We start from the raw sequence: 25,100 nt of genomic DNA on the forward strand, positions 1-25,100 counted from the left end.
GCATAGTTGATGGCGCGTATATTGACAGAATATGTCAAAAAAATACACGCATATTGCGTGTATTTTTTGAGGCGAAATAATCGATAGTGGATGACTACAATTCGTCTTCCCAACGTACTTTTGCACCGCGCACACCGTCTACTTTGGCGCTGAATGTTTTTTCCAGTACGTGACGTTTAATTTTTAACGTTGGAGTTAACACATCGTTCTCAATGGTCCAGTCATCATTGACGATTATAATGGCATCAACGTGCTCATGTGACTCAAGATGCGGGTTAATGCTGTCGAGCGTCTCTTTCAATGATGTTCTTACTTCCTCACGAGGCTGTAATTTAGAGCCTTCTGAAAGCTGCACTAACGCGACTGGGTGTGGTAAGCCAGAACCAATAACACAAATTAACTCTATATGTGAATCTTGAGCCAATTTACGTTCAATAGGGACAGGTGCGACATATTTACCTTTTGAGGTTTTAAAGTTGTCTTTAACTCGACCAGTAATATCGATATAACCGTCTGCATCAATTTCGCATAAATCGCCAGTATGGAAAAAACCATCTTCGGTAAATGCGGCTGCGGTGGCTTCGTCTTGTAAGTAATAGCCGCTCATCAAGCCAGGACTTTTAACTAACAACTCACCTTGTTCAGTTTGACGTACCAAGCATCCTTCAACTGGACGGCCGACAGTGCCAATCTTCTTGGCATTAAATGGATGGTTGATTATCGAGTAAGCACAGTTTTCAGTCATCCCCCATGCTTCACAAATATCAATGCCGATATCGTTGTACCATTGAAGCAATGATGGTGGTATTGGTGCCGAGCCTGAGCCGTTTAAGCGTGATTGATCCAGCCCTAAACCTTTTTTAATCTTACGCTTAACAATACTGCTAATAATGGGCAGTTTAAGTAAGGTTTTAAGTTTTTTCTCACCAATTTTGTTGATGATATTGAGTTGGAATACCGTCCATAAACGCGGTACGGAGAAAAATATCGTTGGACGACAACGCTGAATGTCATCAACAAATGAGTCGAGACCTTCAACAAAAGAAACCGTTGCCCCAGAATAGAATGATGAACCTTCAATAGCTACGCGTTCGGTAATGTGTGCTAACGGTAAATAAGATAATAGTCGGTCAGTCGTGTTTGCTTGTAAATCACGGATCACGGCTTCACACGCCCAGCCATAACTGGTAAAGGTTTGGATCGCGCCTTTAGGTTTGCCGGTTGAGCCTGAGGTATAAATGAGCGTCATGACTTGATCAGCAGTGGGTAACTGCTCGTCAACCAGAGGTTGCCCCAGCTTCAATAGCTGTTCCCAATGATATTGGGCAGGCATGGTGTCATATGGCATGGCTAAACGGAGAATTTCACCGCCCACGGCAGCTTCTTGTTCTGCCCAATGATCAAGCTTGCCAGTAAAGATGGCTTTTGCACCACTGTGCTCAAGTATATAACGAATCGTTTCGGCATTAGCAGTTGGATAAACAGGCACACTAATATAACCACCGTACATTAATGCTAAATCGACAATAAACCACTCGGCACAGTTCTTAGACAGTACAGCAACTTTATCACCGCGCTCTAGACCTAAATGGCGCAGTGAACCTGCAATTTGTTGCACTTTTTGTTGAACTTCACGCCAGGTGAAATCTACATATTTACCGTCAATCGGCTGGCGAAGGTAAACTTTGTCGCCTTGCGTATCTACCCAATGAGACAACATCTCAACAGGAGTTTTAATTAAATTTTCCATCGACGCTTCCATGTTCTTTATTGTTATTGTGGGTCTCTATAAATTTAGTATGGCCATTTTTGTGCGCTGGCGCAAACAATTGCACAGTATGTGTGCAAGGTAACACAACAAACACGTTAGCAGAATTTACTGAAGAAACAATAGGTGTTGAGTAAATACTCTACAGTGTAAAACCCACGGATAATAAAAAAGGCACCCTAGGTGCCTTTAAAAAAATTGTACGGTTGTCGCTAAATTTCCATGATTCCGTCCATTTCAACCAATGACCCTTTTGGTAACTCTTTGACGCCAATCGCGGCACGAGCTGGATAAGGTTGTTGGAAGTAACGACTCATAATTTCGTTTACCGTGGCAAAATGAGATAAATCGGTTAAGAAGATATTTAGCTTAACGATGTCACTCATTTTTCCGCCAGCAGCTTCACATACCGCGGTTAAATTTTCGAACACTTGTACAACTTGTTCTGCAAAATCATCGCTCACCATGGTCATGGTTTTTGGGTCTAATGGGATCTGACCTGAAAGATAAACGGTACTGCCGACTTTAACTGCTTGTGAATAAGTACCAATAGCTTGGGGGGCTTTGTCGGTTGCGATGATAATTTTTTCAGCCATGTTGAATTCTCTTTATTTAATTGTGTTGGTTGGTAAAAATTAATAGTCAATGTATCGGCTTAGCGCTATTTGAGCAAGCCTCCTTAAACAGTTTCAATGCTACGAATAACGTCTGACCTAAATGGGTATATATGAGCTTATTATTAACTCATTATCATCAAGTATTACTAACCATAATAAACCAGTTATTTGTAGCTATATATAAAATCGACAATCCATTTTATGATACATAATTTATATATCAGGGATGACGAGCATGACATGGAAAAACAGCGGCGCAAATAAAAATGCACTACAACCGAGTTCACCTCATAGTTTAATGGGCTTAGACCATCAAACAGCATTAGAGCATGGACTTCGATTACCGGTTGACTTTAATTACCAAAAAGTTGAATTTTCCTATCAAGCATTTGTTATGCTGCAAAGCCTTAATGATTATGACCAACAGCAGGTGATTAAAGAAATTCAATTTATCAGCCTGCACCCAACAGCAGCCTCGTCAATTAAACAAAGCCGTAATCCCTTTAGGCATATGCGCCGCTCTGATATTCCATTTCGTAATTATCATTACTTTATTGATTATAAAATTGCCGCGAACGGACAAGTGCACGTCACCGATATATTATTTGATCAACAATTATATGGTAAGAGAGATCGCCATACAGATGAGCGCACCATGTTGTATAGAGTTGAAAGGATTGGCTCAGGAGCGAAATACGATGGGGCAAAAACGGAAGAGGAAATTACAGAATTAACTACTGAATGGGGGGGCGCAAAGCCTACCACACAAGTAAAAACTGCCCATGCCGCCATAAACGGTATGCTAAATGAGTTTGCTAAAGCACAGTGGCTAATGGGCACTCATTTAGATACTGCCTATCAAAGTGATGCAATTCAAGCTTATACTTTATTTCATAATCCTAGTGATAAAGTTGTGCGCGATCTTATTGAGTGTGCATTTGATAAAAGTCAAAGTAATGCTTCGCATAATGCCTAGCACTTGGCGGCAGTATTGAAGCAAAACCAGCAGTTGGGTAAAAAGGTCAAATGGGTCGCCCATAGCCAAGGGGCAATTATTTTCTTATCGGCATTACGCTATTATCGAGTTCATTATCAAGGCTTATTAACTAGTCAAGAATTAGCTATTCATGGAAGTGGTGCTAATGTGGCTGACTTGCAGCAAGCGGCTAAATTGGTGGGGTTAAAAACCCATGAACCACGTAATAATCCATTCGATCCCGTGCCTAATCTTGCCGGTAAAAATGATCTCTCTGCCAGTAGTTTTGCTCGTTCAATTAAATTTTTTCCCTCGATAATATTTAGTTCTACGGGTGCAAGTCCACATACACTGCCTTTCTTGGGGGTAAAAACCTATTATGCCCAATTATCGACGTTAGGTTCAAAAGTTCGCGCAAAAGAAGTTAAAAAATATATTCAGAAAGCTGAGCAATTAATGCAAGAAGCACAAAAAAAACAAAAAACATTATGAAGAAATTACTAAAAACATTGTGGCAAGGGTTTGTTGGTGGTGCTGATTTTACTCAGCTCGTCACTGAGCGGTTTATTTTAGAAGACAAACTGTTAAAAATAACTATTCCTATCAGTAATGTAGTTGCTCGGCAGTTACCCAAAGAGGTTAATTATCCTTATAGAAATAGGCATTGGTTTAATACGAAGCAAAAAACTCACACCCATGAAACCTATGTGCATATCTATACTCGAGTTTGGATGTATTTGCCCATTATCGGCATTTTTCCCAGCAGTGAATACGGCATGCTCAGCAGTGTGTTTAGAATAAAAAAAAACCATGATGGTATTAATGCGCTTGATAATCAGGCCCTTGGTTCATGGCTTAATCAAGAATATGATGAATATTATAATCACCCTGAGCCTGGTGACAAAGCTCGAGGTAGCAACACTAGAATAAGGCAAGAAATGAGTAAACATACCACTCTTTCAGATGAGGTAATGGCTATTCAATTAGAAGCTGCTATAAACAACGGCGGTTATCCCCAAATTCCAGATGCTACTACGGTACAAATAAATGGTACTGAGTGGGTGTTTCATCAATTGATTAAACCTCATTCACGCAGTCGCACCGACATGTATTGTTTAGGTTTAGATGAAGGCCATTATTTAGTTGTGCGTTTTAACCATCAGGTTGACCGTTCTGACAAACATAAAAAGTGGCGCAAGGCGGCCAATCAAACGCAGCAACGGGTGATGGAGATGGTGTCATTAACTGATTATGTTGCAGATGAACCACAATCGCGACTATCCAATGATACTTCGTCAGCTCTGCAAACTTCATCTGGACAAGAAACAGTATAATGGGGTTATTGAAGAGCTTGTGGCAAGGCTTTGTTGGCGGTGCTGATTTTACTCAGCTCGTCACTGAGCTGTTTATTTTAGAAGACAAACTGTTAAAAATAACTATTCCTATCAGTAATATAGTTGCTCGACAGTTACCCAAAGAGGTTAATTATCCTTATAGAAATAGGCATTGGTTTAATACGAAGCAAAAAACTCACACCCATGAAACCTATGTCCATATTTATACTGAGCTGTGGATGTCTCTTACGATTATCGGTATTTTCCCCAGCAGTGTGTTTAGGATCAAGAAAATTCCAGATAGGATAAATGCACTTTATAATTAGGCATTGGGGCAATCGAGAATACTATAATCACCCTGAACCATAAGAGAAAGAACTAAGTTGGAATACATATTTAAGACAAGGAATGAGTAAATATCCATACTGTCAGATGAGGTGATGGCAGAGCAGTTAGAGGGGCGATAAAGGTCAGCGGTATACGCCATTCCTGTTGTTATCATTATACAAATTAATGACATAGATTGGGTGTTTTATCAATTGGTGAATCTTTGTTTCCACAGTCGCACAGGCATGTACTGCTTGGGTTTAGAAGTCTGTATTTTTATCAAGTTGACTATATGAAACTGATTCTTATGATAGCTTTATTGACAAAGATTATAATAGTGGCATTCATCACTATTATAAAAGCATTGCCTAGAGTGTTGAGGCAAGGTTTTGTCGGCGGCGCCGACTTTAGCAAAATGGTGGAAGAACGGTTTATTTTAGAGAATAGAACGCTAGACATTAATTTTCCTATCAGTAGTTTATCTCTTAACAATATTGACACTGTTGAACAGCCGAAGGTTAAGTATCCATATAGAAATCCTCAATGGTTTAACGAACATCGAAATAGCGACATTGATCTGTCCTATGTAATTTTCCATACGGTTTTTTGGATATACAAGCCAATCATTGGCATTTTACCCGACAGTGAATATGGCATGCTGGGCTGTGCTTTTGCGATACACAAAGTTTCTGAGAATATCAATGTGCTCGATAATCAGTCGCTTAAGCAGTGGCTTAATCAAAAGTATGATGAAAGTTACTATCAACTTGAACCTGTTGATGATTCTAGAGGAAAAAGAGCATACTTAAGACAAAAAATATTGAAAATATATCGCGAGCATAGTCCAAAACATGAAGCTATGCAGCTTAAGGCATTTATTAACAGTAGCGGTTACCCTCTAAATAATGATACTAGCACTGTGACAATTAACGACAATCAGTGGGTATTTCATCAGTTAGTGCAACCCCAATCTAGAAACCGAACTGATATGTATTGCCTAGGCTTAGATGAGCAACACTTTTTAGTGGTACGGTTTAAGCATCACGTTGATCGCTTTAATAAACATAAAAAGTGGCGCAATGCGGCCAATCAAACCCAGCAACGGGTGATGCAGATGGTGTCGTTAACTGATTATATTGAGGAAGAACAAAGAGTATTTTCCGCGACTATAACTGAGTAATAACTTAAAATATGAATATTCATGAGAGGTTAACTAAACCACTCATGAAATCATTAGCGGTTACGCGAAGTGCGTAAGACTTCAGGTAAAACACGGATCCTGCGCATAACGTTTGCAAGATGAACGCGATCTTTAACTGAAATACGTAAATTAATCAGATATACACGGCCATCACGTTCTTCGGTGCTGAGGTTGTGAATGTTAGAACCAGCAGAAGCAATGATCGAAGTGATTTTTGCCAACGCACCTTGGTGGTTTACAATTTCAACGCGTAAGTTAGCTTGGTATTCAACCCCTTCTACGTTGTCCCAATGTACTGAAATGTACTTATCTGGCTCGCCTTGATAGCCGCGAATATTGGCGCAGCTTTCCATGTGCACTACCAGACCTTTGCCTGGGCTCACATGAGCAATGACCGCATCGCCGGGGATTGGGCGGCAGCAATTGGCGTAAGTGACCAACATACCTTCGGCACCGCGAATTGGCATTTGTGGTCGTTCTTTATTGCTGTCTTGAGAATCAAACTGCTCACCAACCAAGCGCTGTGCAATCACAATACTCATGGCATTGCCTAAGCCAATATCTGCTAGCAGCGAGTCTAATGATGTGTGTTTGGTTTCTTTGATCACTTTCTCAAGTAATTCAGCGGGAATAGTTTCCAGCTTGGTATCACCCAAGGCATGGTTTAATAAACGTTTGCCTAATGCGATAGCATTATCGCCTTTAAGGCTCTTTAATACCTGACGGATTTTACCTCGGGCTTTACCCGTTACCACAAAATTTAGCCATGCAGCATTAGGGCGGGCACCTTTGGCGGTAATAATTTCAACGGTTTGCCCTGAAATTAATGGTTGGCTCAGCGGGTATGCTTGACGATTAACGCGTGCGCCAACACAGGTATTGCCCACATCAGTATGCACTTCGTAGGCAAAATCGACCGCCGTGGCATTGACTGGTAATTCTAATATACGACCTTCTGGAGTAAATACGTAGATTTCTTCAGGGAATAACTCAGTTTTAACGTTTTCAACAAATTCAAATGAGCTGCTAGCACTTTGCTGTAATTCCAGCAAACTTTGCATCCATTTATGAGCGCGAACTTGAGAAGTGCTTTGTTGAGCCGCATCGGTATTGTTTTTGTACATCCAATGCGCAGCGACACCTTTGTCGGCCATTTGATCCATTTCTTCGGTACGAATTTGCACTTCAACAGGCACCGCATGGGGGCCAAATAACGAGGTGTGCAGTGATTGGTAACCGTTGGCTTTTGGAATGGCGATATAATCTTTAAAACGTCCAGGGCGCGGCTTGTATAATCCGTGCATAGCACCTAATACGCGATAGCAGGTATCAATAGAGTCGACGATAACACGGAACGCATATATATCCATAACCTCTTGAAATTGAAGTTCTTTACTGCGCATCTTTCGATAGATTGAATAGAGGTTTTTCTCACGGCCTTTGACTTTAGTGGGAATTCCAGCTTCTTCAAGGCGTGTTTCAATAGCCACTTCAATACTGTTAATCAGTTCTTTACGATTACCACGAGCTGCTTTTACGACATCGCGGATCACTCTGTGTCGCATAGGGTAATAGGCTTGAAAACCGAGATCTTCAAGTTCGATTTTAATATTATGAATACCTAATCGATTAGCAATTGGAGCATATATTTCTAACGTTTCGCGAGCAATACGACGACGCTTATCAGGGCGAAGAGCGCCTAATGTGCGCATATTGTGGGTGCGGTCGGCCAATTTGATGAGGATAACTCGAATATCTTGAGTCATTGCCATCATCATTTTACGGAAGTTTTCTGCTTGGGCTTCTTTTCTGTCACGAAACTTGATTTTATCAAGCTTGGAAACACCTTCAACCAGTTCGGCAACATCAGCACCAAATAACTCAGTGAGTTCTTCTTTGGTTACCGGTGTATCTTCAATGGTGTCATGAAGCAAGGCAGCCATAAGCGACTCATGATCGAGGCGCATGTCTGCCAAGATGCGGCTAACCGCAACGGGATGGGTGATATAAGGCTCGCCACTTGTGCGCATTTGCCCTTCGTGGGCATCACGCGCAACCAAATAGGCCTGCTTGAGTAATTCTACTTGATCCGGCTCTAGATAGCTGGATGCTGACTCTTTTAGACCTTCAAACAGATACAAGTGGCGCTACTCCTTATAAAACGCGGCCTTCTGCTATGGCTGCTACAGCGGCAATTTCAGCTGCTTCACGTTCACGAACAGTTTGGCGCTCATCAGCATCTAAAGTGTTAGAGGTGACTAAACCTAATTCGATTTCACGTAATGCGACAACCGTTGGTTTATCATTCATCTCATCAACCATAGGTTCTTTACCTTGGACGGCGATTTGGCGTGCACGACGCGCTGCAACCAGGATCATATCAAAACGGTTGCCGATTTTGTTTACGGCGTCTTCTACAGTTACGCGAGCCATGTGTTGAAACTCCAGTGTTATCTATGGGGAAAAATGACGCAAAATTGTACACTATGACAATTAGTCTGCCAAGAGATCAATAAGCATATCATTGTGGGTATGCTGCTGACTAGCACAGGTTAGTCTTTGGCTGCGAATAATGGCGTTTAAATCGGTTAGGGCGTCATCAAAATCATTATTTACAATCACAAATTCATATTGTGCGTAATGTGACATTTCAGAAACCGCTTGTGCCATGCGTGAATCAATCACTTGTTGGCTGTCTTGGCCTCGACCAGTTAAACGACGCTCTAGTTCAGTTTTCGATGGCGGTAAAATAAATACCCCAATCGCATATGGCATTAGTTTTTTAACTTGTTCACCACCTTGCCAGTCGATATCTAGAAAGACGTCGATACCATTAGCCAAAGTGTGTTCAATGACGGTTTTGGAGGTGCCATAAAAATTGCCAAAGACTTCAGCCCATTCAATAAAGGCGTTTTGGTCAATTAATGCTTTAAATTGCTCAACAGTGACAAAATGATAATGTTGGCCATCGACTTCGCCAGGGCGAGGTTTACGGGTCGTGTGTGACACTGAAACCTGTTTATCAGTTGGTGTATCTTTTAATAGTGCTGATATAAGTGATGATTTACCTGCGCCACTGGGGGCTGACACAATAAAAAGATTTCCACGAGTGCTCATAAATAGGGTTTCTCATCCGATTATTCATTAAGAAAGCTTAATATTATACTCGTTAACTGTAAGGTTATGCTAGCGCAATCATAGCGATTGCTACTGTGCCTTGTTGCGATAAATGGGCGACAAGCAACAGACAGGTTAATGAATAAAAAAGTTATGTAAAACCTAGGTTGGGTCTGGCTTTATAAGATAAATTCTGTAGGCTTTGCGCTATTAATAGCGGTTGTCAGTTTTGATGGTGAAAACAATCTAATCACCTTGCCATCACTGTGTATAATTACCGATAAATTCTGTTATGTACCTAGCTGTTTTTTTTGATTTTTTCGTAAATGAATAGGAATGATTGATGTCTGTAAAAACCCTACTGTGCCGAGATGGTCGTGACACAGGCTTAAGGTTAATGGCAATTATATTCGCTGCATTTTTGTTGTTAACAGTTGTGGCTATCGTATTTCCGACGAGTGTAATTAATGTGATTGTGACGCTAGCGGTTATGCCTATTGTTGGTTTGGCTGCACTTCGTCGCTTAAATGATGCCAATAAATCGATTAAGTTAGCGATGATTTGTGTCATACCTGTATTGGCTTTTGGCATATTGACTTACTTTATGGCGCCTTTGGGCGCGTCAGCTGGCGTATTTTTATTCGGCTTAGCCTGTGGTGGCTATTTGGCATTTTTACCGCCTAGAAATATCATTAATTATGTACAAGGATATAATGGACCAAATATGGCGCCAGTATCCAATATAGGTTCGGTTTATCACAGACAAGAGCCAGTTATGAAAGGGCAGGCTATGCCTGTTCAGGCAACGCCAGAGAGTACATTTTCAGCCGTAGAATTAACTGATAATGAGGTGAACTTTAGTACATCATCTGAGCTATATTCTGGCGAAACCCAGAGCAATCAGACTATTGATGATGTTTTACCTCAGGCTGGTATTGAGCAAGATAACACGGCCCTCGATGCTGATGCTGCAATAGATGAGCAATACACTAGCTCATTTTCCACAGCGTCAGTGCGTAATAATCAACCGCTTTATGTCGATCAAGATGCATTACAATCTGGGTCGATTACCGAGCTAGCAAAATCTTGGCTTAATGTGGCCAAATTACACCAGCAAAAGCTTATTTTAATTGGTAAAATTACTGCGCTTATCTTGGCTATCTGTTTAGTCGTGTATTTGGTCTTTGCATTGGTCAATGTTTTTTCTAGCGACGAAACCGAACAAGCCGCACACCTTGATGGCATAAGTCATCAACAACAAGCTGGCACTCGAGAGATGGTAAAACTACCAGACGGATTTTGGCTGGCGTTAGAGGGTGAAATCTTGATTGTGCGCTGGTTAGGAGATAGCGGCGCTGCGCAAAATATGTGGCGTTTAGCGACAGCAACGGGTGATAAAACCTGCGCTAATCTTGAGTTTAATGACGGTAGTCGCTATCGACCTATCACCGTTGATTTACTTAATGATGGTGCCAGTGAGGCTAGATTTACACCATTAGACAAAGATGCCATTGTCAATGATGTCGCGCTCAGAGGCAGCTTTAAGTTGTGTGGCTATGAATTTAACTTAAAGGGCAGTCAAGCAACCTTGATGCAAAACCCTCAATTTGAAATGATACTGAGTCAGTAACGATTACAGAGAGAAACCGGACCAAAGTGATGTATTGGTTACCTTAGGTTTTGGTGATATTAGTGTTGGAGTGTTGATTGGTTAATTTTATCCGTAGCAATGTGTTACCTCAGTTTGGTTTTAGTACCGAGCACAGCTCCATTCATCCACTGGGTAATGGCCATATAAATCAGACTTTTTTGGTGCGAGATCAAGCTAAAACGATGGTGTTGCAGCGGATTAATACTCAAATATTTACTGATCCTAGGGTTATGATTCAAAATGCCGCTAACATTAGTCAGCATTTATTGGCTAAGCGGCAACAGCAACAATATCCCTTGCAAGTGGTGAGTCCAATCGCTACCGTTTCTGGCGCGCTTTACGTAGATTTAGCTGAGCAAGGATTTTGGCGGGCAATAGATTATTTGCCCCATAGCGATACAATTGAAGTAGTTGATACGCCCGAGCAAGCTAAGCTAGCGGCCGAGGCGTTTGGGCATTTTGCTGCGGCACTGAGTAACTTAACCCCCACTGATATTATCGATGTGATCCCCAATTTTTTAAATTTACCTCAACGTATGGCTCAACTGCATAGTGCCGAGATTAACGATAGTCATGAGCGATTAGCGCAGTGTAAAAAATGGGTCGATTTTTGTTTGGCTCAAACTTATTTAGTGACAACATTGTTGCAATATGAAACCGATTTACCGATCAGGGTTTGCCATAATGATACTAAAATCAATAATATGTTGTTTGATAGTCGAGACATGTCTAGTTTAGCTATTATTGATTTAGATACCTGTATGACAGGATATTTAATGTATGACTTTGGCGATATGGTTCGTGCATTTTGCTCACCTGAGGCGGAAGATTCGACTAATTTAGCCAATGTTTACGCGCGTCCTGAAATAATTATTGCCGCTGCCAACTCTTATATTGCTTCTCTTGTTGGTATTATTACTCCGCTTGAAAAGCGTAGTTTGTGGCTAGGAACCAAAGTGATGCCATTAATGCTTGGTGTTCGTTTTTTAACTGATTATTTAAATGGTGACGTTTATTTTGGGATTAAATATGAAAACCATAATCTTGATCGTGCCATCAATCAGTTAACCATTTATCAAAGTCTACTGCAGCAAGAAACTAGGTTAATGTCTTTATTTAGCGCTTAGCCAGTATCGTAAAAATCATCTCGTTATATTGCCCATTGCTAGCCAATACCAATAGTAGACCAAAGCTCTGCTCGATAACTTTTATTATTCAAACTTAGTTAGGTTAGCGTTTTTTAAAATAAGGATTTAATTGATGTCAAATATGCTCAATAAGTATAAATGGATTTTATTTGATGCAGATGAAACACTATTTCATTTCGATGCATTTGCTGGATTAAAATTAATGTTTTCGCGCTTTGATATTGATTTTAGTGCAGAAGATTTTTCTGTTTATCAGCAGGTTAATAAACCGTTATGGGTCGAGTATCAGAACGGTTTAATCAGCGCTGCACATTTGCAACACACTCGATTTACTCATTGGGCAGCTAAATTATCCGTAACACCACAGCATTTAAATAGTCAGTTTTTAAGTGCTATGGCTGATATTTGTCTCCCTTTACCGGGAGCTCGTGAATTAGTTGATTCATTGTCGGGTAAGGTCAATTTAGGCATTATTACTAATGGCTTTACCGAATTACAAAATATCCGTTTGAGTCGTACCGGTTTCCAAGATGCATTTAATCCAGTGGTAATTTCTGAACAACTGGGTAAAGCAAAACCTGATGTAGCTATTTTTCAGCATGCGTTCAGCTTAATGGGAGAGCCGCAGAAGCACCAAGTGCTGATGGTCGGTGATAACCTACACTCAGATATTTTAGGGGGGATCAATGCGGGTATCGACACATGTTGGTTAAATCATCATGACCAACCTATAAGCGATAATATTGTTCCCAGTTATCAGGTACGAAATTTAACTGAGCTACATCAACTATTGATACCGAACACATCAGTAGCAGGTTAGCTACATTGTAATGTCATATCATCTGTTATAAAAAAGCCATTCAGTTGAATGGCTTTTTTATTAGCTAATGTAAATCGATATTATTGGAATAAATCTTCAGCAACATTGTCGATAAAGATATCTCCACTTTGCTGAGTTTCAGTGACATATTCTTTAGGTTCAGTGCCTTCAACAAAGTACTCAAACTCTGTCGTATAGTCTGTTTTTCGAGTCAATTTACCCGTGGCTAAATCAATACGCGCAGATACAATCCCTTTAGGCGGAATGACGGGCGCTTCTGGGGTGCCAGATAGGGCTTTATTCATATAGTCATTCCAACCAGGACCGGCAGTTTTTGCTCCTGCTTCAGCACCTGATATTTGATCTGGATCGCCATTAGCCATCCAGCTTGAACGGCCTAATTGACGACCATGATCATCAAAACCAACCCAGAAGGTTGCGGTTAATGTAGGATTAAAACCACTGAACCAAGTATCACGAGATTCGTTAGTTGTTCCTGTTTTACCCGCAATATCATGACGTTTAATTAATTTTGATGCTCGCCAAGCCGTACCATTCCACCCCGTTCCATGGCTCCAGTCACCGCCACCCCAAATCACGCTTTTTAAAGCTTCAGTAATCAAAAATGCTGTCTGTTCAGAGATAACTCTTTTGGCAAAATGAGCTTGTGGATTAGTACATACATTTTGCTCTGCGGTGATTGAGCTGACATTCTCTTGATCTACCTCTGTTGCCATCACAGTAAATGGGTCATCAATATCAGTAAGCTCTGTTGGCCCTGTTATAGATGGTTCTGGTTTACTGCATGCAATAGTTGGAATGGTTTGTTCAACCATGTTGTCGTATGCATCGGTGACATGATCAATAAAGTAAGGCTCAACTAAGTAGCCACCATTAGCGAAAGTATTAAATGCAGTAGCAACTTGTAATGGTGTTACCGATGCAGAACCTAAAGCTAACGATTCATTGCGTGGTAAATCACTTGGGTCGAATCCGAACTTTATCAGCTCTTTTATGGTGTCGTCTAAACCGGTATGTCGCATTGCTCTAACTGACATAACGTTAATCGACTGAGCTAAACCCACACGTAAGCGTGTTGGCCCACCGTAGATATCAGGTGAGTTCTTTGGTCGCCATGCAGTACCTTGGCGGGTATCGGGTTTGTTAATTGGTGCGTTATTGATAAGCGTAGCCAAGGTGTAATCTTTTTCTAAAGCTGCGGCATAAATAAAAGGCTTAATATTGGAGCCTAATTGACGCTTAGCTTGAGTCACTCGATTGAATTGACTCTGGCTAAAGCTAAATCCGCCTACAAGCGTTTTAATTGCTCCGTCATGAGGTTCAAGCGAGACGGTTGCACTCGATACCTGAGGAATTTGTGATAATTGCCAATGCTTACCATTGTGACGGATCCAGACTTGTTGGCCGGCGGTTAATATATCGCTTGCAAGTTTCGGTGGTAAGCTCTGACGTTTATCGCTAATAAACTTACGCGCCCATTTTAAGCCATTCCATTCAAGAGTCAGCAGTTCGCCTTTTTCATCAATCACTTGTGCTTGTTGGTCTTTTACGCTTAGCACAGCTGCTGGCATAATGCCCTGTACCGAAGACGTGCGCTTTAAAATCGCCACAATCTCATCGTTGCTTAGTGGTGTATCAGTCCATAATTCAGTGACAGGGCCTCGGTAACCATGGCGTTGGTCGTAAGCAAAAACATTATCTCTTAATGACTCCTGAGCCATCAATTGTAGATCTGAAGATATGGTGGTGTAGACATTATATCCATTGGTATAGGCGGCTTCTTCACCGTACTTCTGGATCATGTAATCACGTGCCATTTCCGAAACATATGGAGCGTATAAGTCAATTTCAGCGCCATGATATTTCGCGGTAGAAGCGCTATTGATGGCCTCTTGATATTCTGCTTGAGTGATATTACGTTTCTCGAGCATGCGGCTTAGAACCCAATTTCGACGAGATATTGCCCGTTCGGTATTTCTAATAGGATTTGCTGCTGATGGTGCTTGTGGTAAACCGGCAATCATTGCCATCTCTGGTAACGTCAGTTGGTTAAGTTCTTTACCATAATAAACTTGCGCTGCAGCACCTACGCCATAGGCACGGTTACCTAAAAATGAGCGATTTAAATAAAGAGCTAAGATTTCTTTCTTAGTGAGTGCTTTTTCAATTTTTAGCGCTAGAAATATTTCTTTTACTTTACGAATGTACGTTTTCTCATTCGATAAGAAAAAACCTCGGGCAACTTGCTGGGTTATCGTACTGGCACCTTGACTTTTCTTACCCGTCGTTATCAAAATGACCGCCGCACGAATAATACCAATTGGATCAATGCCATTATGTTCAAAAAAGCGCGCATCTTCGGTATCGAGCACGGCATTAATTAACTGAGTCGGGACCTCTTCATACTCAACAGGTATACGACGCTTCTCACCAAACTGAGAAATCAGTTTGCCATCGCGGCTATAAATACGCAGCGGAGTTTGTAATTGAACCGTCTTTAGCGAATTAACATCGGGTAAATCGGGTAGCACATAAAAATAAGCGGCAGCTATAGCAGCAATGCCAAGTAGTGATAGGCTAAAAAATGCAATTAATAAACGTTTAAACCACTTCACTCTAGAATTCCAGAAAAATTACAAATAGTGACGTTAGTATATAAGCGTGAGGGTTTTTGGTGAAGTAAAACATGAAATAACTAAATAGTATTTGTAAAATGTTGAAACATTTTATACAAATACTTATAACGAGTTGATTATGTGCTAATCTCTTAGAAAATAAAAATACAATTGTGATGACGGACTATGATTTCAAAATTATGGAAGCGTCAAGCACCTCAAATGGTCGGGATCGATATTGGATCTCATGAAATCAAAGCCATATTGTTGAGCAAGACTGCGGATGGATATAAAATTCAAAACCATGCGGCGGTTCCTGTTAGAAAAGGAGCTGTAGTTGATCATGATATTCGTGATTCTGAAGCGGTACTTGAATCATTAAGACAAATTCGACGGGGATTACCTAAATCCCTCAAATTTGCTGCTGTTGCTGTTTCAGGATCTGCTGTAATGACTAAGGTCATTTATATGGATGCTGCGTTGAATGAAGAGGAAATGGAAGCTCAAATTGAGATTGAAGCTGACAATCTTATTCCTTATTCGCTCGATGAAGTCAGTATTGATTTTGAAAGACTTAATCCTAACATTACCGATCCAACGAAAGTGAATGTGCTACTGAGTGCATGTCGCACCGAAAACATTGATTCACGAGTAGATGCACTAGATGCAGTCGAGCTAGATGTAAAAGTTGTCGATGTGGAAGCCTATGCTTTAGGACGTTCTGCAGAATTAATTTATGGCCAGTTACCTGATGGTGCTAAAGATAAATCAATCGCCATGGTTGATATCGGTGCCAATATGACCACATTCTCAGTGGTTGAAAATGGTGATACTACTTTCATACGTGAACAAGCTTTTGGTGGCGAGTTATTTACTCAATCAATCTTGTCATTTTATGGAATGCCCCATGATGAGGCTGAACGAGCCAAGATAACAGGGCAATTACCCCGTAATTATATGTTCGAAGTTCTATCACCTTTTCAGACGCAATTATTACAACAAATTAAACGAACCTTACAGATATATTGTACTGCCAGTGGCCGTGAAAAAGTTGACTACATCGTTTTATGTGGTGGTACAGCTAAGTTAGAAGGAATGGTTGAATTACTTACCAACGAGTTAGGTACTCATACTATTCTTGCTGACCCCTTCCAAGGCTGTTTGCATGCAGATGATGTGATGAAAAGTCAGCTTCAACCTAATATGAGTAAATATATGGTGGCATGTGGTCTTGCGTTAAGGAGTTATGCTCAATGGCGAACATAAACTTATTACCTTGGCGTGAAGAAGCAAGAGAGAAGCAAAAACGCGACTTCATCGGTATTTTAGCATTAGTCTTTTTAGTGACTTCATTAGTCGTTTATTTATTTCTGGGTTTTCTGGAAGTGGTCACTGATGATCAACGTCAACGCAATGCCTATTTGGAATCGGAAATTAGTTTGCTTGATACCCAGATTGCCGAAATTAGAAAAATTACCGAACGTAAAAAAGACATAGAACGTCGCACTGAGATTATTCTCAATTTACAACAATCGCGTAATTTACCGACCCATGTTTTAGATGAATTAGTTCGAATTGTTCCGCCTGGTATTTATCTTTCAAGTATAGAGAAGAAAGGTAGCGTGTTATTAATTGAGGGACGAAGTGAATCGAACAATAACGTCGCTAATATGATGAGAAAGGTTAAAACTTCTGCTTATCTGAACGATCCGAGTATGCAATCGATTGTGACCCAAAATGAAGAGTTAAGGCAGTTACAACGTTTTAAATTACGTGTCACTATTCGTGATGATTCACAAGAAGCGAATGTTGATCCGAACCAAGGAGCGAGAAAATGAATCTCGACCTAGATCAATTTAACGATATCGATTTTGAAAACATTGGTGGTTGGCCTAAGCTGGTAAAAATTGTATTTGCTGGTTTCTTGTCTCTATGTGTTATTGGTGGCAGTTATTACTTGTTTATTTCTGACTCGATCAATGAGATGGAAGCTGAACAGCAAAAAGAAATTCAATTACGTGAAGATTTTGAAACTAAATATCGTTTAGCAGCTAATCTTAAACTGTACCGTGAGCAATTAGACGTGATGGAAGTGCAGTTTGCCGAATTGCTTAAAATGTTGCCTTCTGAAAATGAGATGCCTGGTTTATTAGATGATTTAACGTTTGTTGCTACTGATGCTGGCCTTAGAATTAATAGCCTAGATTGGGATGATGAAATCGAACGTGATTTTTATATTGAATTCCCAATTAAGATGTCAGTGGAAGGTGATTATCATAAAATAGGTAATATGGTGAGCGGGGTTGCAAAATTACCTCGAATTGTCAGTCTGCACGACTTTATTATAAAGCAGAACGATAGTGGTGGTTTATCAATGGATATTCTCGCTAAAACGTATCGCTTTAAAGAAGGGGCAGAATTAACGCAACAGGCCAATAAGGGACAGAAATAATGAAATTTTTGCCTTTATTCTTATCAATGGTGTTTTTATTGAGTGGTTGTATTGGCGATCGCAGCGATTTAGAGCTATTTGTTACTACTACAAAGGCACAACACGTCGCCCGTATACCGCCTTTGAAGCAAACACCAAAGTTTGAACATTTTGCATATCAAGCTGAGTTAATGCGCAGCCCGTTTGTTCCACCATCAAGGGAATTGACAGAAGAGGTGATTGATACATCTAAAGATTGTTTACAACCAGACTTAAAACGTCGCAAAAGTCGTTTAGAAACTTATGCATTAGACAATTTAAGAATGCGTGGAACATTAAGCGAAGATGGAACTATTTGGGCTTTAGTCGAATCTAGCGATGCCAATGTTTATCGCATGGGTGTAGGCGAGTATTTAGGGCTTTATCATGGCCGAATTGCTAAAGTAACGCCGCAATTTATCGAAATTATAGAATTAATCCCTGATGGTTCGGGTTGTTGGTCAGAAAGATCCAGCAATTTAGAATTATCAGGAAAATAACGTGCGAAGGATGAGAGAATAATGGAATCTTCTGCCGCGATAAAAAAAGCAATAACAAAGTTATTATTTTTTAGAGCGTTTTTAGGCGCAGTATTATTAATGGGTTTAATACCCAGTGCGATAGCTGCTAATCGTCTTATGGACGTCAAATACCATTCAATGGTTGATCATCAATTAGAATTAGAGTTGATTTTTGAATCATCAATAGTGTCACCGTCTGTCGATTTATCGGCAGATCCAGCAGAAATCATGTTGAATTTCTCTGATACTATTTCTAATTTAACTAAAAACAATATTCCGGTGAATACTGTTGGCGTAAAAGAAATTAATACACAACAACAAGGTGGCGATTTACAGATCATTGTTGCAATGAATAAAGTAAAACCGTACCAAGGTAAAATTGTTGGTAATAGTTATCGGTTAACGATTAATGATGATGTCGCTGGTCCAGTAGAAGCTAATAATCCATTTGTTAACGGTATTAGTAGTATTGATTTTCGTCGCAACAAAACCGGTGGCGGAGAAATATTATTTAATCTTAGCAATCGTTCTGTAGCCGCTAATGTTGAACAAGTTGGTTCAAAGCTCGAAATAAAACTCTACAACACCGATATTGGTAATGATTTGCTTTATGTTATGGATGTACAAGATTTTGCCACACCAGTGAATAGTTTTGAAACATTTAAAGACGATCTTACTGCCCGTATCTTGGTTGATGTTGATGGTAACTATGACTATAACTACCGCCAAGATGGTAATGTGTTTAAAGTTAGCATTGATAAAGTTGAACGCGTTTCGGTTGCTAAAGAGGCCAAAAAATATAATGGTCGCTCATTGTCACTTAACTTCCAAAATATTTCAGTCCGTACTGTTTTACAAATTATTGCTGATTACAATAACTTTAACCTTGTTACTAGCGATACCGTAGAAGGTGAAATTACCTTACGTTTAGATGACGTGCCTTGGGATCAAGCCTTGGACCTTATTTTACAAACTAAAGGTTTGGATAAACGTATTGAAGGCAATATTTTAATGGTTGCACCAAGTGAAGAGCTTGCTATTCGCGAAAGTAACGACTTGAAAAATCGCCAAGAAGTAAAAGAGTTAGCCCCGTTATATTCTGAATATTTACAAATAAACTATGCTAAAGCCGTCGATATAGCGGATTTACTTAAAACTACCGATTCCACTCTACTATCATCTCGCGGCAGTGTTGCTGTTGATGAACGTACAAATACGCTATTGGTAAAAGACACTGCGGAAATTTTAGAGAACGTACACCGATTAATAGATGTATTAGACATTCCTATTAAGCAAGTATTGATTGAAGCCCGCATGGTGACAGTGAAAGACGATGTGTCTGAAGATTTAGGCATCCGTTGGGGCATCACCGACCAGCAAGGCACAAAAGGCACCTCTGGTACCATTAATGGCGCCACTGATATTGCTAACGGTATTATCCCAAGTGTTAATGATCGTCTTAATGTAAATTTACCGGCAGCAGCAAGCTCTGCAACCAGTATTGCTTTTCATGTTGCTAAATTGGCTGACGGTACGGTACTCGATTTAGAGTTAAGCGCATTAGAGCAAGAAAACAAAGGCGAGATTATTGCCAGCCCACGTATTACGACGTCTAACCAAAAGTCAGCGTATATTGAGCAAGGTGTTGAAATTCCCTATGTTGAGTCAGCATCTAGTGGTGCAACAACGGTTACCTTTAAGAAGGCAGTGTTATCGCTTCGGGTAACCCCACAAATTACCCCAGATGACCGTGTTATCCTTGATCTTGAAATTACTCAAGACTCTCAAGGAACAACGGTTGCCACCGCGACCGGTGAAGCTGTTGCGATTGATACTCAACGCATTGGTACCCAAGTACTGGTTGATAATGGTGAGACCATTGTGCTTGGTGGTATTTACCAACAGAACTTAATTAGCCGAGTGAGTAAAGTACCTGTATTGGGTGATATTCCGTTAGTAGGCTTCTTATTTAGAAACTCAACTGACACCAACGAGCGTCAAGAATTGTTGATTTTCGTTACCCCTAAGATTGTTGCTGATAAACGATAGTTTTCTTTAGCGATAACGAGCATAAAAAGCCAGCGACGTAAGCGCTGGTTTTTTTATGGTGCATGTTTATGAGCAGCAAATTACCACGTAGGATAAATACACTAGCGGTAAATATCACTCAAGTGAGTAAAATGACTGCCTATGGCGGCAATAATAGTGACTTTCTTAAAGTTTATAGCGAATGATATTAATTAGATTATGTTGTCTGCAGTAAACTATAGTCTTTGCATTAACAAACACTTAACTGTAAACATTACATTATTTAGGGTGTTTTTATCTTCGAGGTTATAATAAAATCATTATAAATAGCTGTGATGACTTGCAAGCGGTAGCCCTTAACTGAGATAATCCTTCGTCAAGTCTCAATAGAGCAAGGTTAAATTATAGGTCGGCTTGAGGTTTAAGTCGATAAGGCATTCTTCCATATAAGATTCAGACGTATACGAAATGGCTGAAAAACGCAATATTTTTCTGGTAGGCCCTATGGGCGCAGGTAAAAGCACAATTGGTCGCCATCTGGCGCAAATGCTGCATTTAGATTTCCACGATTCAGATCACGAGATTGAACAACGTACCGGTGCAGATATTGCCTGGGTGTTTGATGTTGAAGGTGAGGAGGGTTTCCGTCGTCGTGAAGCTCAAGTCATTGGTGATCTTTCAGAAAGGCAAGGTATCGTTCTCGCGACAGGTGGTGGTTCTGTTCAGAGTAAAGATATCCGCAACTATCTTTCTGCTCGAGGTATAGTGGTTTACTTAGAGACAACTATCGACAAGCAAGTTGCGCGTACTCAGCGTGATAAGCGTCGCCCGTTGTTACAAGTAGATGATCCACGTGAAGTGCTCGAAAGCTTAGCGGAAATTCGTAATCCTTTATATGAGGAAATTGCGGATGTTATCGTTAAAACGGATGAGCAAAGCGCGAAGATCGTCGCAAACCAAATTATCGAGCAACTCGGCTTTTAGGTAACAACATGCAACAGATTCAGGTTCAATTAGGTGATAGAAGTTACCCCATTTATATTGGCCAGGATTTGATGAATGATAGCGAGCTATTTGCTCGCTACCTAACAAACAAGAAAGCCTTAATTGTTTCAAATGACATCATTGCTCCGTTGTATCTTCAAAAGATACAACAAGCGATGAGCGCTTGCGCGCGTGTTGAAACGGTTATTTTGCCTGATGGCGAAAAATTTAAAGATTTACAGCACCTAGATTATATTTTTACTGAACTACTTGAGCACAATTTTGCCCGAGACTCAGTCTTAGTTGCTCTCGGTGGTGGTGTTGTTGGTGATATGACTGGCTTCGCGGCAGCGTGTTATCAGCGTGGTATTGATTTTATTCAAGTGCCGACAACATTATTGTCCCAAGTTGATTCTTCTGTCGGTGGTAAAACGGCAGTAAATCATCCTCTTGGAAAAAATATGATTGGCGCATTTTATCAACCCAAATCTGTGATTATCGATACGCTTTGCTTACAGACATTACCTGCAAATGAGTTTGCAGCAGGTATGGCAGAAGTCATTAAGTACGGTATTATTTGGGATGCAGAATTTTTTCTATGGCTGGAAGAAAATGTTAACCCATTAAAGTCACTCCAGACTGATGCGCTTAACTATGCCATTGCAAAATGTTGTCAGATTAAAGCTGATGTTGTCGCGCAAGATGAAACTGAACAAGGTGTCAGAGCGTTATTAAATCTTGGGCACACCTTCGGTCATGCTATCGAAGCCGAAATGGGCTACGGAGTTTGGTTACATGGTGAGGCAGTCGCTGCAGGTACTGTTCTTGCGGCAAAAACTGCATGTAAACTCAATCTATTAGATGATTTAAGTGTTGAACGTATTTGTCTGTTAATGCTAGCGTTTGATTTACCTATATCGGCTCCAGAGTCGATGGATTTTGAACAGTTTATTAAGCATATGCGCCGTGATAAGAAAGTTTTAGGTGGTAAGATTCGCTTAGTATTACCCACAGGTATAGGCCAAGCTGACGTCTTTAGTGATGTAGGTGAAGACTTGTTAAAACAGGTTATTAGCTGCGAATAAGTTATGCTTCCTACATCTCAATTATAGTGTGGTGAATCATTGACGACTCCAGGACTATTGTTACTCCCCACTCAAGAAGCGCTTATTCAGCGTTTACAGCATATTGCTAGCTATAGTGAACAGATGTCGGTGGTTTGTGGCGTTGATGGCTCAGGTAAATCTACGCTTACAGCAGCACTAGCCAGTGAGTTAGATGATTACAATTCAGCTTTAATTATATGCCCTCAACATGCCGATAGTGCAGAAATTCGTCGAAAAATTCTTGTTCAACTCATCTCTGCCCCCATATTTGATGACGAACGTCCTTTAATGGATACCGTTCTTAGAATTCAATCAAGTTTGAAAAAGCCATTACACATCATTATTGATGATGCCGATCTATTGCCTAAAGATATTTGGGCTGAATGCATTCTTCTGAGTCAAATCCATTGTGCTGGTAAACCTGTAGCGGTCACAGTAACGGTTAGTCCTGATTTTTGGTATACCTTAGTGGCTGATTTAACCGATGATATTCGTGCTAGATTGCTCCCGGTTACGATCGAGCCTTTATCGCTACCTGAGCGAGATGGTCTTTACCAGAGTTTATTACTTCGTAGCCAGCAAACGCCGTTTATTCCCCGTGAAATCATCCATAAACAATTAGAAAAACAGCAGGGCACGCCAGCTGAAGTGGTTAAATTATTAGCGTTAGCATTAGAAGAGCCGCAAACCAGCAAAGCATCTTGGTCCTGGTCGGCGAAAATGTTCATTGCCTTGTTTGCCATATTAGCGAGTGTGGCAATGTGGTGGGGTATTAGTCGTCAATTACCTCCAGCAATCTCTACATCGATATCGCCAACATTAACGGCTGAGCAATCAAGGTTGCGTGCCAAAGCAACAAAATATGTGATGAGTTATGCCGATAAAACATTAACCGCTTATTTTGCTCAGAGGCAATTGGTATTCACTAAGTCGAGCGCCAATGAGCAAGCACAGTTGCTTATAGAGGAGCGAGTCATTACAGATAGCCTAATTGAAGATAAAGATGCGACTGAGCTTGTTGAAGGTGTGCCTGTAGATAATTATACCGAGGTGGTGGTCAACTCATCATTAACGGGCTTGTCTTTTCAGGGGAAATTACCCAAAGCACAAGTTAATCCGGTCAATAAACCGAATGATATTGTTGAGCGAGACAATACTCCCAACCTAAAAGTTAAAGGGTTTACACTGCAACTTGCGAGTGTGAATGACAAAGATTCACTTACGCCTATATTAGTGAAATTGGCGCAAGAGCCGCAGGTTTACATTATGAGTTACAAACAACGTCACATTATATTATTGGGTGATTTTGAAACGGCTACGAGCGCTAGCTTAAAAGCGAAAAGTCTGCAGGAAAAATATGGGTTAGCGGCACCTTGGGTTAGAAAGTGGGCCGACTTAAGTGATTATAAGCGACAAGATTAGTTGCATCATATTCTGGAGCATTTAAGTCAATAACATGAAGAATCAACACAATTAATCTACTTTAGCCGATGATAATTGTCGTTAAACAGAGTACAATCTTCAGCTTTAATTTTGCTGGTATAATTCCTTTTCATGATAAAAAAGCATAGAGCCTTTCTAAAGTGGGCAGGCGGTAAATACAAGCTCGTTGATGAGCTAGCAAAACACCTTCCAGTAGGCAATCGACTCATTGAACCTTTTGTTGGCGCGGGTTCGGTATTCCTCAATACTCAGTTTGATGATTATTTGTTGTGTGACATTAATCAAGACTTAATCAATTTATACCAAATTGTTCAGCAACAGCCTGATAAATACATTCAAGCGGCAAAAGCAATGTTTGTCGATGAGATGAATGACAAAGATGCCTATTATCGTATTCGTGCAGAATTTAATCTCTGTAGCGATCCATTTATTCGGTCAGTATATTTTCTGTATATGAATCGTCATGGTTTTAATGGTCTATGTCGATACAATCGTAAAGGTGGTTTTAACGTGCCGTTTGGCTCTTACAAGAAACCTTATTTTCCAGAAGCCGAAATTCGTTATTTTTCATTAAAAGCGCAAAAAGCGATCTTTAAATGTATAAGTTACGAACAAGCCTTTGATATTGCTGAAAGCGGCGATGTTATTTATTGTGATCCGCCTTATGCACCTTTATCGACAACAGCCAGTTTTACCACTTATGCCGGCCCTGGTTTTAGCCTAGACGATCAAGCATTACTTGCACGTCATTCACGGCTTATTGCTCATGAGCGAAATATTCCTGTGCTGATCAGTAACCATGATATTCCGTTAACTCGAGAATTATATCGCGGTGCATCTTGTTCAACGATTTCGGTGCAACGTAATATTAGTCCTAAAGGTGGTTCACGTAATAAAGTCGACGAAATTATGGCGTTATATGACCATCATTATCGTGAAGAAGAATAATATTA

General features: G+C 40.4%; 23 protein-coding genes. 17 read left to right on the top strand and 6 right to left on the bottom strand.

Annotation, left to right across the window (positions count from 1 at the left end):
• Positions 1–94: 94 nt before the first annotated feature.
• Complete coding sequence (locus H5114_RS12290; protein ID WP_182723090.1) at positions 95–1,750, bottom strand: AMP-binding protein; 1,656 nt, start codon at positions 1,748–1,750, stop codon at positions 95–97.
• Positions 1,751–1,980: 230 nt separating this feature from the next.
• Positions 1,981–2,364 (bottom strand): RidA family protein, encoded by a 384-nt coding sequence (locus H5114_RS12295; protein ID WP_182697748.1) that lies wholly within the window; start codon positions 2,362–2,364, stop codon positions 1,981–1,983.
• A gap of 256 nt (positions 2,365–2,620) precedes the next feature.
• Here H5114_RS12295 and H5114_RS20515 point away from each other — a divergent pair, with 256 nt between their 5' ends.
• The 5 genes from H5114_RS20515 to H5114_RS12315 all read left to right on the top strand — a co-directional run bounded on the left by H5114_RS20515 (position 2,621) and on the right by H5114_RS12315 (position 6,202).
• Positions 2,621–3,361, top strand: coding sequence for a hypothetical protein (locus H5114_RS20515; RefSeq protein ID WP_259395287.1), 741 nt, complete (start codon positions 2,621–2,623; stop codon positions 3,359–3,361).
• Positions 3,362–3,376: 15 nt separating this feature from the next.
• The gene (locus H5114_RS20520) at positions 3,377–3,853 is read left to right on the top strand and encodes a hypothetical protein (RefSeq protein ID WP_259395288.1); all 477 of its coding nucleotides are present in this window, start codon (positions 3,377–3,379) and stop codon (positions 3,851–3,853) included.
• Positions 3,850–4,695 carry a hypothetical protein gene (locus H5114_RS12305; protein ID WP_182723091.1) on the top strand — a complete coding sequence of 282 codons (846 nt, stop codon included), beginning with the start codon at positions 3,850–3,852 and terminating at the stop codon, positions 4,693–4,695. The genes H5114_RS20520 and H5114_RS12305 overlap by 4 nt, the downstream gene beginning before the upstream one ends.
• Positions 4,695–5,021, top strand: a complete 327-nt coding sequence (locus tag H5114_RS12310; protein ID WP_182723092.1) for a hypothetical protein — start codon at positions 4,695–4,697, stop codon at positions 5,019–5,021. The genes H5114_RS12305 and H5114_RS12310 overlap by 1 nt, the downstream gene beginning before the upstream one ends.
• A 338-nt stretch (positions 5,022–5,359) precedes the next feature.
• Entirely contained in the window at positions 5,360–6,202 is an 843-nt protein-coding gene (locus H5114_RS12315; protein WP_182723093.1) for a hypothetical protein, read from the top strand.
• A gap of 53 nt (positions 6,203–6,255) precedes the next feature.
• Here the strand turns inward: H5114_RS12315 and spoT are convergent, their stop codons facing one another.
• Genes spoT through gmk form a run of 3 tightly spaced genes read right to left on the bottom strand, consistent with a single transcriptional unit; the run spans position 6,256 to position 9,340 of the window.
• A complete protein-coding gene (gene spoT, locus H5114_RS12320; RefSeq protein ID WP_124017483.1) occupies positions 6,256–8,364 on the bottom strand; it encodes a bifunctional GTP diphosphokinase/guanosine-3',5'-bis pyrophosphate 3'-pyrophosphohydrolase in 2,109 nt (702 codons plus the stop codon).
• A gap of 13 nt (positions 8,365–8,377) precedes the next feature.
• The gene (gene rpoZ / locus H5114_RS12325; RefSeq protein WP_011635854.1) at positions 8,378–8,656 is read right to left on the bottom strand and encodes a DNA-directed RNA polymerase subunit omega; all 279 of its coding nucleotides are present in this window, start codon (positions 8,654–8,656) and stop codon (positions 8,378–8,380) included.
• A 60-nt stretch (positions 8,657–8,716) separates the two neighbouring features.
• Positions 8,717–9,340, bottom strand: coding sequence for a guanylate kinase (gene gmk / locus H5114_RS12330; protein ID WP_182723094.1), 624 nt, complete (start codon positions 9,338–9,340; stop codon positions 8,717–8,719).
• Positions 9,341–9,683: 343 nt separating this feature from the next.
• On the opposite strand from gmk, the gene H5114_RS12335 reads away from it, so the two are divergent.
• From H5114_RS12335 to yjjG, 3 genes are all read left to right on the top strand, one after another.
• Entirely contained in the window at positions 9,684–10,970 is a 1,287-nt protein-coding gene (locus H5114_RS12335) for a DUF805 domain-containing protein (protein WP_182723095.1), read from the top strand.
• A 77-nt stretch (positions 10,971–11,047) separates the two neighbouring features.
• On the top strand, positions 11,048–12,118 hold the full coding sequence (locus H5114_RS12340; RefSeq protein WP_182723096.1) for a phosphotransferase enzyme family protein: 1,071 nt from the start codon (positions 11,048–11,050) through the stop codon (positions 12,116–12,118).
• A gap of 133 nt (positions 12,119–12,251) precedes the next feature.
• A complete protein-coding gene (gene yjjG, locus H5114_RS12345; RefSeq protein WP_182697755.1) occupies positions 12,252–12,959 on the top strand; it encodes a pyrimidine 5'-nucleotidase in 708 nt (235 codons plus the stop codon).
• 80 nt (positions 12,960–13,039) lie between these two features.
• On the opposite strand, the gene H5114_RS12350 is transcribed toward yjjG, so the two are convergent.
• Positions 13,040–15,595, bottom strand: coding sequence for a penicillin-binding protein 1A (locus H5114_RS12350; protein WP_182723097.1), 2,556 nt, complete (start codon positions 15,593–15,595; stop codon positions 13,040–13,042).
• 186 nt (positions 15,596–15,781) lie between these two features.
• Between H5114_RS12350 and H5114_RS12355 the strand changes: the two genes are divergently transcribed.
• From H5114_RS12355 to H5114_RS12395, 9 genes are all read left to right on the top strand, one after another.
• The gene (locus tag H5114_RS12355) at positions 15,782–16,861 is read left to right on the top strand and encodes a pilus assembly protein PilM (RefSeq protein ID WP_124017489.1); all 1,080 of its coding nucleotides are present in this window, start codon (positions 15,782–15,784) and stop codon (positions 16,859–16,861) included.
• Positions 16,849–17,433, top strand: a complete 585-nt coding sequence (locus tag H5114_RS12360) for a PilN domain-containing protein (RefSeq protein WP_124017490.1) — start codon at positions 16,849–16,851, stop codon at positions 17,431–17,433. Before H5114_RS12355 ends, H5114_RS12360 begins: the two co-directional genes overlap by 13 nt.
• Complete coding sequence (locus H5114_RS12365) at positions 17,430–18,047, top strand: type 4a pilus biogenesis protein PilO (protein WP_124017491.1); 618 nt, start codon at positions 17,430–17,432, stop codon at positions 18,045–18,047. The genes H5114_RS12360 and H5114_RS12365 overlap by 4 nt, the downstream gene beginning before the upstream one ends.
• Positions 18,047–18,565: a pilus assembly protein PilP gene (locus H5114_RS12370; protein ID WP_124017492.1), complete on the top strand. Its 519-nt coding sequence runs from the start codon at positions 18,047–18,049 to the stop codon at positions 18,563–18,565. The genes H5114_RS12365 and H5114_RS12370 overlap by 1 nt, the downstream gene beginning before the upstream one ends.
• Positions 18,566–18,586: 21 nt before the next feature.
• Positions 18,587–20,635 (top strand): type IV pilus secretin PilQ family protein, encoded by a 2,049-nt coding sequence (pilQ, locus tag H5114_RS12375; RefSeq protein WP_124017493.1) that lies wholly within the window; start codon positions 18,587–18,589, stop codon positions 20,633–20,635.
• 447 nt (positions 20,636–21,082) lie between these two features.
• Positions 21,083–21,598, top strand: coding sequence for a shikimate kinase AroK (gene aroK, locus H5114_RS12380; RefSeq protein ID WP_011635865.1), 516 nt, complete (start codon positions 21,083–21,085; stop codon positions 21,596–21,598).
• A gap of 8 nt (positions 21,599–21,606) precedes the next feature.
• A complete protein-coding gene (gene aroB / locus H5114_RS12385; protein ID WP_182723098.1) occupies positions 21,607–22,683 on the top strand; it encodes a 3-dehydroquinate synthase in 1,077 nt (358 codons plus the stop codon).
• A gap of 39 nt (positions 22,684–22,722) precedes the next feature.
• On the top strand, positions 22,723–24,126 hold the full coding sequence (locus tag H5114_RS12390; protein WP_182723099.1) for an ATP-binding protein: 1,404 nt from the start codon (positions 22,723–22,725) through the stop codon (positions 24,124–24,126).
• Between the two features lie 132 nt (positions 24,127–24,258).
• The gene (locus tag H5114_RS12395; protein ID WP_182723100.1) at positions 24,259–25,095 is read left to right on the top strand and encodes a Dam family site-specific DNA-(adenine-N6)-methyltransferase; all 837 of its coding nucleotides are present in this window, start codon (positions 24,259–24,261) and stop codon (positions 25,093–25,095) included.
• Positions 25,096–25,100 lie beyond the last annotated feature (5 nt).

Origin of the sequence: Shewanella sp. SR43-8 (assembly GCF_014163775.1) — a bacterium.
Lineage (GTDB): Bacteria > Pseudomonadota > Gammaproteobacteria > Enterobacterales > Shewanellaceae > Shewanella > Shewanella vesiculosa.

What these genes read in the sequence shown, in the direction of transcription:
- H5114_RS12290 (WP_182723090.1), bottom strand. Translation starts at nt 1,750, where the DNA reads ATGGAAAATTTAATTAAAACTCCTGTTGAGATGTTGTCTCATTGGGTA.
- H5114_RS12295 (WP_182697748.1), bottom strand. Translation starts at nt 2,364, where the DNA reads ATGGCTGAAAAAATTATCATCGCAACCGACAAAGCCCCCCAAGCTATT.
- H5114_RS20515 (WP_259395287.1), top strand. Translation starts at nt 2,621, where the DNA reads ATGACATGGAAAAACAGCGGCGCAAATAAAAATGCACTACAACCGAGT.
- H5114_RS12305 (WP_182723091.1), top strand. Translation starts at nt 3,850, where the DNA reads ATGAAGAAATTACTAAAAACATTGTGGCAAGGGTTTGTTGGTGGTGCT.
- H5114_RS12310 (WP_182723092.1), top strand. Translation starts at nt 4,695, where the DNA reads ATGGGGTTATTGAAGAGCTTGTGGCAAGGCTTTGTTGGCGGTGCTGAT.
- rpoZ (WP_011635854.1), bottom strand. Translation starts at nt 8,656, where the DNA reads ATGGCTCGCGTAACTGTAGAAGACGCCGTAAACAAAATCGGCAACCGT.
- gmk (WP_182723094.1), bottom strand. Translation starts at nt 9,340, where the DNA reads ATGAGCACTCGTGGAAATCTTTTTATTGTGTCAGCCCCCAGTGGCGCA.
- H5114_RS12335 (WP_182723095.1), top strand. Translation starts at nt 9,684, where the DNA reads ATGTCTGTAAAAACCCTACTGTGCCGAGATGGTCGTGACACAGGCTTA.
- yjjG (WP_182697755.1), top strand. Translation starts at nt 12,252, where the DNA reads ATGTCAAATATGCTCAATAAGTATAAATGGATTTTATTTGATGCAGAT.
- H5114_RS12355 (WP_124017489.1), top strand. Translation starts at nt 15,782, where the DNA reads ATGATTTCAAAATTATGGAAGCGTCAAGCACCTCAAATGGTCGGGATC.
- H5114_RS12360 (WP_124017490.1), top strand. Translation starts at nt 16,849, where the DNA reads ATGGCGAACATAAACTTATTACCTTGGCGTGAAGAAGCAAGAGAGAAG.
- H5114_RS12365 (WP_124017491.1), top strand. Translation starts at nt 17,430, where the DNA reads ATGAATCTCGACCTAGATCAATTTAACGATATCGATTTTGAAAACATT.
- H5114_RS12370 (WP_124017492.1), top strand. Translation starts at nt 18,047, where the DNA reads ATGAAATTTTTGCCTTTATTCTTATCAATGGTGTTTTTATTGAGTGGT.
- pilQ (WP_124017493.1), top strand. Translation starts at nt 18,587, where the DNA reads ATGGAATCTTCTGCCGCGATAAAAAAAGCAATAACAAAGTTATTATTT.
- aroK (WP_011635865.1), top strand. Translation starts at nt 21,083, where the DNA reads ATGGCTGAAAAACGCAATATTTTTCTGGTAGGCCCTATGGGCGCAGGT.
- aroB (WP_182723098.1), top strand. Translation starts at nt 21,607, where the DNA reads ATGCAACAGATTCAGGTTCAATTAGGTGATAGAAGTTACCCCATTTAT.
- H5114_RS12395 (WP_182723100.1), top strand. Translation starts at nt 24,259, where the DNA reads ATGATAAAAAAGCATAGAGCCTTTCTAAAGTGGGCAGGCGGTAAATAC.